Source organism: Collinsella aerofaciens (genome assembly GCF_040910265.1).
Lineage (GTDB): Bacteria > Actinomycetota > Coriobacteriia > Coriobacteriales > Coriobacteriaceae > Collinsella > Collinsella aerofaciens_BK.
In genome coordinates this window covers 1-12,640 of sequence record NZ_JBDGAW010000029.1, presented here as the reverse complement: position 1 = coordinate 12,640, position 12,640 = coordinate 1, and the positions used below count along the sequence as shown (strand labels likewise).

The 12,640-nt window shown below is 59.1% G+C and carries 12 protein-coding genes and 1 tRNA gene; all 13 read right to left on the bottom strand.

The genetic code is table 11. The annotated features are described in order from the left end of the window. Window positions 1-41: 41 nt before the first annotated feature. Window positions 42-1,508 carry a hypothetical protein gene (locus AB5Z14_RS09645; protein WP_368131228.1) on the bottom strand — a complete coding sequence of 489 codons (1,467 nt, stop codon included), beginning with the start codon at window positions 1,506-1,508 and terminating at the stop codon, window positions 42-44. A gap of 207 nt (window positions 1,509-1,715) precedes the next feature. Further along, on the bottom strand, window positions 1,716-2,762 hold the full coding sequence (locus tag AB5Z14_RS09640) for a zinc ribbon domain-containing protein (protein WP_368131227.1): 1,047 nt from the start codon (window positions 2,760-2,762) through the stop codon (window positions 1,716-1,718). A 118-nt stretch (window positions 2,763-2,880) separates the two neighbouring features. Next, the gene (gene nth / locus AB5Z14_RS09635; protein WP_368131226.1) at window positions 2,881-3,546 is read right to left on the bottom strand and encodes an endonuclease III; all 666 of its coding nucleotides are present in this window, start codon (window positions 3,544-3,546) and stop codon (window positions 2,881-2,883) included. Window positions 3,547-3,610: 64 nt separating this feature from the next. Further along, window positions 3,611-5,413, bottom strand: coding sequence for an ABC transporter ATP-binding protein (locus AB5Z14_RS09630; RefSeq protein WP_368131225.1), 1,803 nt, complete (start codon window positions 5,411-5,413; stop codon window positions 3,611-3,613). A gap of 123 nt (window positions 5,414-5,536) precedes the next feature. Next, a complete protein-coding gene (locus AB5Z14_RS09625; RefSeq protein WP_368131224.1) occupies window positions 5,537-6,892 on the bottom strand; it encodes a DNA recombination protein RmuC in 1,356 nt (451 codons plus the stop codon). A gap of 51 nt (window positions 6,893-6,943) precedes the next feature. Beyond that, window positions 6,944-7,507 carry a hypothetical protein gene (locus tag AB5Z14_RS09620; RefSeq protein WP_368131223.1) on the bottom strand — a complete coding sequence of 188 codons (564 nt, stop codon included), beginning with the start codon at window positions 7,505-7,507 and terminating at the stop codon, window positions 6,944-6,946. Then, a complete protein-coding gene (locus tag AB5Z14_RS09615; protein WP_368131222.1) occupies window positions 7,504-8,034 on the bottom strand; it encodes a DUF6036 family nucleotidyltransferase in 531 nt (176 codons plus the stop codon). Before AB5Z14_RS09615 ends, AB5Z14_RS09620 begins: the two co-directional genes overlap by 4 nt. Before the next feature lie 123 nt (window positions 8,035-8,157). Then, window positions 8,158-8,580 carry a hypothetical protein gene (locus AB5Z14_RS09610; protein WP_368131221.1) on the bottom strand — a complete coding sequence of 141 codons (423 nt, stop codon included), beginning with the start codon at window positions 8,578-8,580 and terminating at the stop codon, window positions 8,158-8,160. A 433-nt stretch (window positions 8,581-9,013) separates the two neighbouring features. Continuing rightward, on the bottom strand, window positions 9,014-9,646 hold the full coding sequence (locus tag AB5Z14_RS09605) for a hypothetical protein (protein WP_368131220.1): 633 nt from the start codon (window positions 9,644-9,646) through the stop codon (window positions 9,014-9,016). A gap of 278 nt (window positions 9,647-9,924) precedes the next feature. Beyond that, on the bottom strand, window positions 9,925-10,464 hold the full coding sequence (gene rbr, locus AB5Z14_RS09600) for a rubrerythrin (protein WP_368131219.1): 540 nt from the start codon (window positions 10,462-10,464) through the stop codon (window positions 9,925-9,927). Between the two features lie 114 nt (window positions 10,465-10,578). After that, window positions 10,579-11,484 carry an HhH-GPD family protein gene (locus AB5Z14_RS09595; protein WP_368131218.1) on the bottom strand — a complete coding sequence of 302 codons (906 nt, stop codon included), beginning with the start codon at window positions 11,482-11,484 and terminating at the stop codon, window positions 10,579-10,581. Between the two features lie 21 nt (window positions 11,485-11,505). Beyond that, entirely contained in the window at window positions 11,506-11,991 is a 486-nt protein-coding gene (locus AB5Z14_RS09590; protein WP_368131217.1) for an RrF2 family transcriptional regulator, read from the bottom strand. A 356-nt stretch (window positions 11,992-12,347) separates the two neighbouring features. Beyond that, window positions 12,348-12,425: transfer RNA gene (locus AB5Z14_RS09585), tRNA-Asp, on the bottom strand. Between the last annotated feature and the right edge of the window lie 215 nt (window positions 12,426-12,640).

Genomic DNA, 12,640 nt, shown 5'->3' with positions numbered 1-12,640 from the left:
ACTTCGAACGCCGCAACCACGGAAGGTGCCCCAAGAAACGGCTATTCCTCAAAAAAGCTCGCAACGTTCAAGCGGCTCGTCCACTCGCCTATGGTGTTGGCAAAGCCGACGCGTGTGTACACGCCCGCGAAACGACCGCGATACAGGTACAGGCCTTCCATATTAGAAGCGGGCGCAAAACCAAGATCATCCACAAGTCCTTTGGGTGCCTCTCCTCGATGCGGCCCATTGACAAGCGTTCCGCGCAAGCAGGGAGTCTGATACTGCTGAGCATACTCCTGTACAATCGCTCCAGCTGCCGCAGCGCGAGCAAGCACCTGGGACCATTCCCGTTCCGTGGCATCCAAACCGGCGACAACGCCAACCGCGTTGTAGCCGCCGCACGGCTTGACAATCCATCGATCCTTTTCGGCAAATCTCGACAACTGGGCGCTTTCGTCCAAAATCTCGGTATAGGGCACATGCTCCCGTACAAACGATTGCTCCTCCGGGCTCAACAAGGACTGACCGGCCCGAGACCACAGAAATGCAAATACGGTCTTAGTCGCACACGGCCACGTTCTAAAACCACCAACGATGCACGCGAGCCCTTCTTGAGCCGCCTCGATTAAGGTCGAGCGTCCGTCGCACGGCTTATCCCACAGCTCGCCGGTCACCGCGCGCCGCCAAACGCAATCAATAGGACCGGCGGCATCGCACAGCCGCCTAGCACCGCTCTCGTCTTCGCCAATCCGCAGGTCGCGCACATCCGCAAAGCGCGCCACCACACCCCGTCGCCTCATAAGGTCGACAAAATGAGCCGCATCTTCCAAGTCGATGCTTTCCGAATAGTCGACGATTGCCACCGAAGCGGGATATATCTTTGATTGCGGTGCATAGAGCCCCTCGTCAACGCGGGCCCCGTCGTCCAATCGTGCACTATCCTCGGTGCGGCGAGGATGGGCCAGCTTCCACTCTGCATAGGTCTCAAACAATGCGTCTATCCAGCTACCGCACAAATCGTACTGCCGAAAGCCGGGGTGGTCGGATGCAAACTCCTCAAAGGAAGGCGTCATTCGCACTGCCTGACAGACCGCATCGGTCACTACCATTCCGGCACTGCCGTCGGTATTGAGCTCACAAAACGTATACGAACCGGCATCTTCGTCAAGAAAGATATCAACACGCGCAAGGGGAATTTGGCAATCATAGCCGGCATCCATAGCGCACAGGTCAGCAAAAGCCGGATCCATGCGAAACCACGCACGCACGGAGGCATCGGAACAAAACGCCCGCGTCACCTTGTCCATAATGCCGTACATGCGCTCGGCGGCCTCCTTAAGAAGCGCCGTCATATCCTTGTCGAATATCTTTGGCGTCAGAGCCCAGGGCGCAGGATCACCATGGTAGAGCGCATGGGTTTGAGACACGTATTCGTCGCCTTTGCGACGACCAGGTAGGTCACCTTCGCGCGTGCGTACGATGCGTTCAAAATAATCTTCGAGCTCTCGCGTCTTCAATGTTGCCACGTTACCCTCCATTGCTTGATTTTTTGCTCATGCTACGCCAGCACGCACGACTTCGGCGCGCTTGAATAGGCTTCTAAATTAGCAACACATTTTTGCATGGGGCGGCAGGCAGCGACATATACTCCTGCTCAAGCGCATGCACAGCCCCGCAAAAAACGTTAGACGGGCAAGCCGTCTGGCGCTATCAGAGTGAGCTATACGCCGAGTCTAATCGTAGACGCCCATTTCAAGCAGTGTGAAGGTCGGAGCGCCGTCACCCTGCGCGACGCGAACCGTGCAAGTCTCGGTACGGCCCATGGATGCGTCCGCTTGAATTGCGGCGATGAACTGGTTCTTTGGCAGGCCGTAGGTGCCCTCGGGGATGTCGGAAGGAAGTAACATGCCGCCAGCACTGTAGACCTCATAGGTGAGCTCGTAGATGTTGTCGCCAAGGTCAGTCGCGCCCGTAACGATGGCACACGGTGGGTTGTAATTTCCCTGGCCAAATTCCTGTTTCAGATACAAGTACCCACCATGCACTTCGGCCGAATCAGGAATCGCCTGCCCCTCCGGCGTTCTGTCATAAGTCATATCGGCATCGGAAAGCGTCAGACCCGTCAAGCGGTTGAGTTCCCTATTGATCACATCAGTCGCCACACGCTGGCTATTACCGTTGTCATAGTCGCCTTTCTCGATTCGATATGGCGCGTTGTCAATAAAATGGCACCAGATAAACTTGACCAGCTTGTATTTCTCGTCATCAGAAAGTCCGTCAGTCGAATCGAAGCCGCCCGCCTGATACCAGTCCCGATCGAAGTGTTCCTCCGTAAAGTTCGATAGGAACAGGTTCGCCGCGGCATAGGTTGCCTGGTCATTGAGGTCGACTTTTACACTGCTGCCGGTCTGCTCAGGCTCATCCGCCTCATCCCCGTCGGCGGCAGGCTTCTCCTTGGCGCTTCCCTTGTCCTTGTGCTCGGCTGAACCCTCGTCGGACCCCAGTACCGTAATCTGCGATGAGTTGCCCTGCCCAAGCGGACCCAGCACGCCGGTCAGCGCCAGAGCGGCACCGCCGGCAACGAGCACGCCCGCCACGCACATGCCGACAATCACCGCGCGCTTATGTGACTTCTTCTGCACGGGAGGCATCCCTGCCGCCGGCATCGATGCGGGCTCAGCAGGCGCGGCCGCCGGAGAGGCAGCGCCCATGCGCGCCCCGCAGTTCGTGCAAAAATCGGTTCCGTCGGGCATCTCGGAGCCACACTTGGTGCAAAACATATTCGGGCATCCCCTCACAACAAACAGCATCGGTCGCCATCATATTGAGCCCTCGCGACCCAAATGTGTTGTGCAACATTGGTCGCCGTCTTCGGGTGCCGACAAAACGTGCCGGGCCCTACCCTGTCACACGCACGCTGGGGCAAAGGTCTGCCAGCGGGCACTCGTCGCACTTGGGTTTGCGGGCGTCGCAGATCTCACGGCCAAAGGTAATCCACTGGTGGTTGACCGACTCCCAATACTCGTGCGGCAAAATCTTGAGCAGATCTTGCTCGGTCTTGAGCGGCTCTTTGGCGTGCGTCTTGGGACTCAGCATCAGGCGGTGCGCGATGCGGTTGACGTGCGTATCCACCGCGATGCCTTCCACGATGCCGTACCCTACGTTGAGCACGATGTTCGCTGTCTTGCGCCCCACGCCCGGCAGCTTGACGAGCTCCTTCATGTCGGCCGGCACCTCGCCGCCGTAGTCGGCAACGATCATCTGCGCGGCCTCCACGGCATGCTTGGCCTTACTCTTATAAAAGCCGAGCGACTTAATGGTGTCCGCCACGTCGGTCACACTTGCCCCGGCCATGGCCTCGGGCGTGGGCCACTGGGCAAACAGTTGGGGCGTCACCTTGTTGACCTGCGCATCGGTCGTCTGAGCCGAGAGCAGTACCGCGATGAGCAGCCTAAAGGGATTCTCGTGGTCCAAAAAGCACTCGACCGGGCCATAGCGACGGTTAAGGCGCTCGCACACCTCGACGGCGCGCTCGCGTTTGGCGGCATTGGTCTCGCGTGGCATAACGACTCCTCGACTCGGCAGAAACATAACTTCACGGAAACGATTGTCCCACGTACGGGGGGGCTTAAGCCTCCAAAAATGCGCCGGTCTGGCGGCTCCACAGGCTTGCGTATTCGCCGCCCGCCTCGACAAGCTGCGCATGTGTGCCGTCCTCGACAATCTCACCGTCCGCCAACACCACGATGCGATCGAGCGCCGCCACAGTGGACAGGCGATGCGCCACCACAATGGAGGTGCGCCCGCGCATCAGGTTCTCGAGAGCCTCCTGCACCAGCGCCTCGGACTCACTGTCCAGGGCAGATGTCGCCTCGTCGAGCACCAGAATCGGCGCGTCAGTGAGAATGGCACGGGCGATGGCCACGCGCTGGCGCTGGCCGCCCGAGAGTTTAACACCGCGCTCGCCCACCATGGTGTCAAAGCCACGGGGCAGGCGGTCGATAAACTCCAGAGCATTGGCCAGGCGCGCTGCCTCGCGAATCTGCTCGTCGGTAGCGTCGGGTCGACCGTAGGCGATATTCTCGCGAATGGAGCGATGGAACAGCAGCGCCTCCTGCGGCACGTAGGCAACCTGGCGGCGCAGGCTCTGCTGCGTACAGCGCGAGACGTCCTGACCGTCCACGAGCACGCGGCCGCCTTGTACGTCGTCCAGGCGCAGTAACAGCTTGGTGAGCGTCGTCTTGCCCGAGCCCGATTTGCCCACCAGGCCCACACGCTGGCCCGCCGCCACATGGAGCGTCAGGTCGTCGAACACGCTCTCGCCCGCTGCGGCGTCACGGTATGCGAAGCTCAAGTGCTCAAAATCAATCGCGCCCTCGCCCACCTTGAGCTCGGGGGCGTTCTCGTCGTCTGCCACCAGACGCGGCTCGTCCAGCACGCGCGTCATCTCGGCCGCATCGCCCAGCGCGCGGTTGATGCGCTGCATCATGGAGCTTACGTAGTTCAGACGCATGGTGAGGTTGTACGTATAGGTAAAGATCATGACGAGCGCGCCGGCAGAGATGCCAAACCACGCGTTGCCGCCCGCGACGAACACGCTCACCACGGCCATGGTGATGACGATAAGGCCCGAGGTCGTAAAGTTGCGCTGCATCATGGCGTGCATCGAAACCGTCTCGGCATCGCGCGCGGCGCGGTCGGCGGCATCGAACAGGTCGCGCTCAAAGTCCTCGCGCCCACAGGTCTTGACGGCCAGGATGTTTGTGACCGCGTCGGACAGCACGCCCGACAGTTTGTTCTGAGCGGCGGACGTCGCGGCCGAAAGCGGCATGATGCGCTTGTACATAAGCCAGACAAACGCAATGTAGACGACCATGATGCCCACCAGGATCACGGTAAACGTCGGCACCACCGGGGCGAGCGCCGCCACCGTGCAGACAACCGAGGTGATAGTGGGGATGAGCGAATACACCGTCACGTCCACCAGACCCGTGTAGCCGCTCATAAAACGGCTCGTCTGGCTCACAAGCGATCCGCCAAATCGGCTGGTGTGGAACGTCATGGATTGATTGGAGAGCGTGTCGAAGCACAAGCGCGCCAGGTGATAGTTGCCCGCAATCTCGAGCTTGTAGACGGTGTAGTCCTGCAGCTTGGAGAGGATCTGGCCTACCAGGTTAACGAGCACGAGCGCCAGAATATAGGGGCTAAAGACCTCAAACACCCGGTCGCCCGCAACGGGGCCGGCCTGGACGCGGTCGACGATAAGGGCCATCACGTAGGTGTTGGCAAACGTGAGCAAAAAGATGTAGCCCGCCGACGAGAACACCGAGAGAAAGACGATCAACGGCTGTGTGCGCGTGACGTCCCAAAAACGCTGCAGCGTGCGGCGTACGGTGGAGCGTTTGAGCGGACTGGTGCTTCTCTGAGACATGGGCTTCCTTTCGCATCTGATAGGACGAAACGCCATTGTTGCACACTAAAGTGCACTTCAGGCACGTACGATGCGAAAAGCGCCCGCGCAGTGCTTGCGCAGGCGCCCCGCCGTCCGTTGCGGCTAGCCCTCGTCTTCCTGGCCTGCGAGTAAGCCTGCGGACTCCAAGCCCAGAATCGCGTCGGCCTCCTCGGCGTCCTCCAGCGCATCGATGTCCTTGAGTTTGCGCTCCATAACGTTGGTGCGCGTGGTGATAATGCCCTCGACCGTCTTGCCCGCAGTCTCGATCTGCTGTTGGGCGCGGCGTAGCGCCGCCTGATAGCGCGGCAGCTCGGCCTTGACGGCGGAAAGCACGCGCAGCACGTCATCGGTGCGTTTTTGCAGCCTAAACGTCTGGTAGCTCATCTGCAGGCTGTTGAGGATGGCCGCCATGGTGCTGGGGCCGGCAACGTTGACGTGATAGTCGCGGCCCAGGGTCTCGATAAGCCCGGGGCGGCTGACGACCTCGGCGTACAGCCCCTCAAACGGAACGAACAGAATGCCAAAGTTGGTAGTCGCGGGCACGCTCAGATACTTTTCGCAGATGTCCTTTGCCTCGCGCTTCACCATCATATCGAGCGTCTTGCGCGCTGCGGCGACGGCCTCAGCGTCACCCGACTCCTGGGCGTCGAGCAGATGCTCGTACGCATCGCCCGGGAATTTGGAGTCGATCGGCAGCAGCACGGGATCACCCTCGTCCACCGGCAGCTTGACGGCAAACTCAACGCGCTCCGAGGCGCCGGGCTTGGTGGCAACGTTTTCCAGATACTGGTCGGGCGTAAGGATGTCCGCCAGGATTGCGCCCAGCTGTACCTCGCCCAAAATGCCACGCGCCTTGACGTTGCCCAGCACGCGCTTAAGGTCGCCCACGCCGGTGGCGATAGACTGCATGTCGCCCAGCCCCTTGTACACGGCCTCGAGCTGGTCGCTCACCTGCTTAAACGATGCAGACAGGCGATCGTTGAGCGTACGGGAGAGTTTCTCGTCCACCGTCGCGCGCATCTGATCGAGCTGCACGTTGCTGTCCTTACGGATAGCGCCCAGCTGGGCATCGACCGTCTCGCGCACCTTGTCCAGGCGGTGCTCGATGCCCTCGCGGTTGGCGCCGAGCTGTTGGGCCGTCTCGCGGCGCAGGTCATCCATACGGTCGCCAGCCTGCGAGAACTCTCGCGCGATGGTCAGGTAGCGTTGCTGCTCCACGGCCGCATCGGTTGTCTGCTGTTGCGCGATGGCATTTGCCGTGCGGCGGGTTTCTGCCAGCGCGACGTTGAGGGCATCGAGCGTGCTGTTGGCCTGCTCGAGCGCAGCCAGCATCTCTGCCCCGCTATCGCCGCGCTCCCGCAGCTCGGCGCGAAGGCCCTTGAGCTGCAGGGCACAAGCCACAGCAACCCCCGCCGCCACCAAGGCGGTCACAGCAAGCACGATATCAATAGCAGACATAGACTCCGCCCAACAAACCCAATCGATTATCAATCAAAACCGCGATCAATCTTACCCCGCCACACGCACCGGGCGCCCGGCCCCTTCTTGGGTGCTTCTCTCTTCCGCATATTCCATAATGCGGCGCGCCGTCTCCCTGCTCACCTTTGAGTCATCGCCGGCTAAGTATGCGTACACGTTTCCCTTATTCAGATTCAAATCGCGGCAAAGACCGTAGCGCGTTACGCCCGATTCCCCTAGCGCTCCCAATGTTCTTTTTCGCATCAGGGCGTTGATCCTTCTGTCCGCCGCTGGCTTTTCCTTCACCGCTCTATACGCACGCCAAACGTTGGCATAACGGTTAGGGAGCTCACTTTTGGCGCACAGAGACGCCATGCCACCCGCTTGATCGTACAAGGACAAAACGCCTCGGTAATCCTCTTCCATCCACGAGCCCTCGGATAAGCCCAGAACGTATTCGGCTTTTCCTTGCGCCAAAGCGAGCAAAAACAGAGGCTCCGCCACGCGCGGCGCAACCGTCGTCGCCTGCTCAAGCAGTTTTCTAAAACTCAGCGACTGCTGTCCGGATAGCTCTCGGCAATAGCCTTTCAAAAATCCCTCAAAAGTCAGATTCAACCGAGCACCTCCTTTTTGTATTGCCTGTATGCGCAGACCATCTCTTGATAGCTCCGCTCCGAAGGCGACGATGCCAGCGCCTCGCCCTCGTCGAATATAAGCCGTTCGAGCAGATCCCAATCAAGTCGGTCGATAAACGCTCGACTATGGAGGTCGACGATGTCGTTCGGACGATAGGCATAGAGCTTCATTACCGCCAGGTCCTCCAAGGATGGCGTAAAGTACCTGATAAAACGCGCCCCAATATCTACGGGAATCAAACGATCTTCGTAATTGAATGGCATCTGATTACAATATGCCACCGCCATACCATTCACCTCGGGGTATCGAGCTATGATCTCGCGGAGGCACCTATCTGCCTCAAACACATCAATGTCATGTGTAACCGACCGATTCGTCACATCGTTTAGCATGAAGGCGCTTCCTCCCACCAATACAACGCTCGGCCTGTCGTCTCTTGGACCTATTTCCAGCTCCGCCTCTTCGTCAATGCCCAAAAGAGTCTGCTCTAAATCCTGCTTATACATAGCAAATCCTATTATTATTTATCTTCAATAATACTATTCAGTCGTACGACAGGACCCACAGGATGCAAGAATTCTGCTCGTGGCGATAATTCGTACACCCTAGAAGTCCTAATGTGACAAACGCTAGCTCTCCCAGCCGGCGCGGACGGTTGTTACGACATCGCCTAGGCGCTGGCCGAGGGCTGACAGATGTTGGAGCACTTCGCTGGGCGAGGCACCGTTGAGGATGCAGGTGAGTGCATACGAGACCAAGAAAATCGCCGCAAGTCCTAACGGAATGAGCACGATCATCGCTAATGTGCGCAGGCGCTGGCCCACGCGGCGGTGACGTGTGCGGCGCTTGTCAAACGCAAGCTCCTGCGCATATGAATCTTGTTGTACGGAATAGTTCTCTGGCGCCGATCCGCCCGCAGGCGAAACCGCGGACGTGGCATTTTGCGCAGGGGGCTGGGCGGCTACCCCTTGCATTTGCATCTCCATAAGCCGTTGCTGCTGGCGCAACATGCGCTCGGCTTGTTGCTGCGGGGTCTCAAGAAACAGATCCATGTTGGCCTCCTCAATCGGAGCATTCGACGCTTACGACCAGCATCCCGCACCACCATGACCGCGACAACGCAATCCGCAGCAATAGCTGCAAAGTTTCTTGCTGACAAAAGCTGTCGAAAACCTCAACAACTCCCCCACCAGCACTTTCTTTGAGCTTTTTTATCGAATGATCTTTTGCCCTTCCGCTAGCCCGCCAACTAACCAAAATCTAACCAAAAGCTTGACGAAAATTGTGAAGACCGGGACCCCACACAAAAAGTGCCGCCCCAAAGGGGCGGCACACAAACTTATTATCAGCTTTTCTGTAACGAGCATGCGACGACTCAACGCCGGAGCGCAGGGCGGGGAAACCTTTGCCTCGCGCGACCCTGCGAAGCCGTGAGCGAGAGGGAAAGGTTTCCCCGCCCTGCGCTCCGCAGTCGGTGAAAGCAGATTACATGCCCGCGAGACCTCGAGCTGCGGTGGCACACATAAACGCCAGGACTAGGATCACGAGTGAGCCCGCGATGTCGACCAGCACGCCCATTGCGCGACGCTCAAACAGCCAGCTCTCAAAGTGCGGGGCGACGTTGCGCCAAACACGCCACAGCAAGATGCCCATACCGATGACGCCAGGAATATTGAGCAGCAAAATCTCGGAGCACAAGAGTCCAATCAGGTTGCCGGCGGCAAAGCCCGCATCGCCCTCGCAGTATTTGCGATAAATCATGTACAACATGTATGCCACAAACGGCTGCAGGCACGCAGAGATAAACGTAACCACCATCGAGGGGTCCTGAGAAAAGACGTCGGTGAGCTTATCCACGCTCGTGGCATCCTTAGAGGCCAGGAACAGACCAATGACCACCACGGGCACCACGCCCAAGATGACCTCGACCAGAGTAAACAACTTGGCAGTCAAATCCTCACTAGCCGAATTCAAATGAGGCGCCCACTCAGGATGAGCATGCGCACCGACCTTCTTGTCCTTCTCGACACGATCGGCCTTTTTGCCCTCGGCAACCCGACGACCAGGATCCTTGCGAGTTCCCGCGGCAGCAACCCGAGCCCGAGACTTCTTACCCATACAAAAACACCCCACAACAGGAAATAAACTAAAACGCCACTACCCAGTGTACCCCACCCATGAACGGTGCCGTCCCAACCAGTCCCCACACAAAAACGTGCCGCCCCATAAGGGGCGGCACACAAACTTTAATATCAGCTTTTCTGCAGCGAGCACGCAACGACCCAAAGCGGGCCGGGAGGGCGGGATTGCCTTCCCTCAACGCGACCCTGCGAAGCCGTGAGCGGGGAGGGAAGGTAATCCCGCCCTCCCGGCCCAGCTCATGTCAGCGCCACGCGCTAGTAGTTCACCACCTGCTCCTCAAAGTACGCCTTGGGGTGGTTACAAACCGGGCACACCTCAGGCGCCTCGGCACCCACGTGCAGGTGCCCGCAGTTCAGGCACTTCCACACCTTCACGCCCTCGCGCTCAAACACCTCGCCCGACTCGATACGCTCGACGAGTTTGTTGTAGCGCTCCTCGTGCGCCTTCTCGACGGCGGCGACACCACGGAACTTCGCGGCGATCTCGGCAAAGCCCTCCTCCTCGGCGGTCTTGGCAAACTCGTCGTACATCGTGGTCCACTCGTAGTTCTCGCCCGCCGCGGCATCACGCAGGTTGTCCAGAGTGTCGGGGACGGCGCCGTCGTGCAGATACTTGAACCATAGCTTGGCATGCTCGGACTCGTTGCCCGCCGTCTCGGTAAAGATATTCGAGATCTGAACGTAGCCATCCTTCTTGGCCTTGGAGGCATAGTAGCGATACTTGGTGTGTGCCTGGGACTCACCGGCAAAAGCGGTCTCGAGGTTCTTCTTGGTCTGAGAGTTCTCAAAGTCCATAGGTGTACTTCCCTTCAACGCATGCCGCCCGTAGGCTTCGAGCGGCCTCGTCTTTAGGATGCCCTCATGTCGGAAATCTAAACCTTACAATCCTGTTCTTCAGATTTGCACGGGCTAGATGCTCAGCCAGCGATCGCCCTCGGCTCGGCAAAAGCCCTCACGCTCCAGGTCGGCCAGAATGCCCGCGACAAGCTCGCGCTCGACCGGTCCACGCCCAGCCGCCGCTTCCATCTCGTTAACGCCCACCACGGCATCAGCAAGCGTAATCCCCGCCGGCTGGCCATCGCGCGCTGCCAGCAACATGCGCACGATATGCGCGCGCTTTTGGCGACGTGAGCCCTCAAACTTTGATTGACGGCTATAGCCCGCCGAGCGCCTGGACGGATTGGGCAACGTCTTTTTTAGATATGCGCCGTAATCTAGCAACGCGTAATACCACGCGCGCGGCGTATCGGCATCATCGAGCGGCGCGGCAAAGGGAGCGATCTCGTCGGTCGCCGCACCGGGGGCCGCCGGACAGGCCGCCTGAATCAGCGGCACCAGCTCGCGATCGGGAACAGCCGGTACATCGGGAAAGAAGTGATGCAGAAAGACCGTGCGCACGTTGGTCTCCAGATACACGCCCGGAAGATCAAACGCAAACGACCGGATACCTTGCGCCGTTGCCGGTCCAATACCAGGCAGAGCGACCAAGTCGCACGTCTCGTGCGGAAACTCCCCGCCCCAATCCTCTACGACCCGTTGAGCGGCCCCGTGAAGCGCCAGAGCGCGTCGGTTGTAGCCCATGCCCTGCCAAGCGTCCAAAACATCGGAAGGCACGGCCTGGGCAAGCGCCTGCACGGTCGGAAAGCGATCGAGCCACGCCGGCATACGCGTCTCCACGCGTGGTACCTGTGTTTGCTGCAGCATGACCTCAGAAAGCCAAATGATGTACGGATCGCGCGTGCGGCGCCACGGAAGGTCGCGATAACGCAGAACCCCTTCCGAACGAATCATCGAACGAAAGGGGTCCTGAATCATGGCTATGCTCCTTATGCGGCGCTATTCCTCCCGGCAAGCGCACGCGCAGGTGGCGTACTCGGGAAACGCTTCGCGGTCGGCGAACTTGGGATCGACGGCCGGGAACTGGCGGTGAGCGACGATGTCGCCGAGCGAAACGGAATCGAGGTAATCGCGCATCAACGCCTGGGCTCCGGCCCACAGGGGATGATAGCAGCACGTGCCCATGCGCGCACAGTCACCATCGGGCGCGGTGCAATCATTCATAACCATAGGGCCTTGAACGGCCTCGACGACCTGGCGGATAGTGACGTCGTCCGGACTGACCTTGAGACGCATGCCACCGTGGACGCCACGCAGGCTCTCCACAATACCGGCCTGGACCAAGCCGTGCTGGATCGAGCGAGCAAACGAATACGGCACATTGACCTCTTCGGCAGCGGTGCGAACAGAAAGCAAACGCTCCGGCTCCTCGGCAAGCATCGCCAACATGCGCAGGGCATAATCAGTCTTCCTCGATATGTCCATTTTTCCCCTTCCAAGGAATAGGAACAGCTCGAACGAGCTCCGGGGCCGAGCTTGTGTCGAGACACCAATGACCGCTAGGACATCCAAATGGTAAATCGGATATCCACTGAATGCCGCGCTTGGAGCGAAATGCATCAGATACGGCCTACAGTGCAGTTTAGTATAACCTAACCCCCTGTCTCGCTGAACGGGTGTTGCGCAACAAACCTCTTGTTTAAACAGATATACTTATTTGCTTTTACTTGCGCCCTCGAGGGCGTGGGGATTCCGATCAAAGAAACGTCAAAGCAATCACTCCGACACAATGGCCTATTAAACGCAAAAAGCCACGTCCGAAGACGTGGCTTTAATTGCGTTGGCGGGAAGTACGGGGCTCGAACCCGCGACCTCCGACGTGACAGGCCGGCGCTCTAACCAAACTGAGCTAACTCCCCAGGCAGACGTTCGCGTTTGTTTCCGCTCGCGTGCGCTGCGGGGATTAGTATACACAGAAGTCTGTCCGGCGCGCAACAACTTTTTTGAAAAATATTTTTGGGCCCTCCGGGAGGGTCTCCGGGGCCGGCTGGCGCGGGTTAAGTTTGCTGCTCTACAGTCCTGCGCAAGACGGAAAGCACATTAAGTGCTTTCCTTTGCGTGCGGAACTCGCGAC

What these genes read in the sequence shown, in the direction of transcription:
- AB5Z14_RS09605 (WP_368131220.1), bottom strand. Translation starts at nt 9,646, where the DNA reads ATGGGTAAGAAGTCTCGGGCTCGGGTTGCTGCCGCGGGAACTCGCAAG.
- AB5Z14_RS09625 (WP_368131224.1), bottom strand. Translation starts at nt 6,892, where the DNA reads ATGTCTGCTATTGATATCGTGCTTGCTGTGACCGCCTTGGTGGCGGCG.
- AB5Z14_RS09615 (WP_368131222.1), bottom strand. Translation starts at nt 8,034, where the DNA reads ATGTATAAGCAGGATTTAGAGCAGACTCTTTTGGGCATTGACGAAGAG.
- AB5Z14_RS09590 (WP_368131217.1), bottom strand. Translation starts at nt 11,991, where the DNA reads ATGGACATATCGAGGAAGACTGATTATGCCCTGCGCATGTTGGCGATG.
- AB5Z14_RS09610 (WP_368131221.1), bottom strand. Translation starts at nt 8,580, where the DNA reads ATGGATCTGTTTCTTGAGACCCCGCAGCAACAAGCCGAGCGCATGTTG.
- AB5Z14_RS09595 (WP_368131218.1), bottom strand. Translation starts at nt 11,484, where the DNA reads ATGATTCAGGACCCCTTTCGTTCGATGATTCGTTCGGAAGGGGTTCTG.
- AB5Z14_RS09630 (WP_368131225.1), bottom strand. Translation starts at nt 5,413, where the DNA reads ATGTCTCAGAGAAGCACCAGTCCGCTCAAACGCTCCACCGTACGCCGC.
- AB5Z14_RS09640 (WP_368131227.1), bottom strand. Translation starts at nt 2,762, where the DNA reads ATGTTTTGCACCAAGTGTGGCTCCGAGATGCCCGACGGAACCGATTTT.
- rbr (WP_368131219.1), bottom strand. Translation starts at nt 10,464, where the DNA reads ATGGACTTTGAGAACTCTCAGACCAAGAAGAACCTCGAGACCGCTTTT.
- nth (WP_368131226.1), bottom strand. Translation starts at nt 3,546, where the DNA reads ATGCCACGCGAGACCAATGCCGCCAAACGCGAGCGCGCCGTCGAGGTG.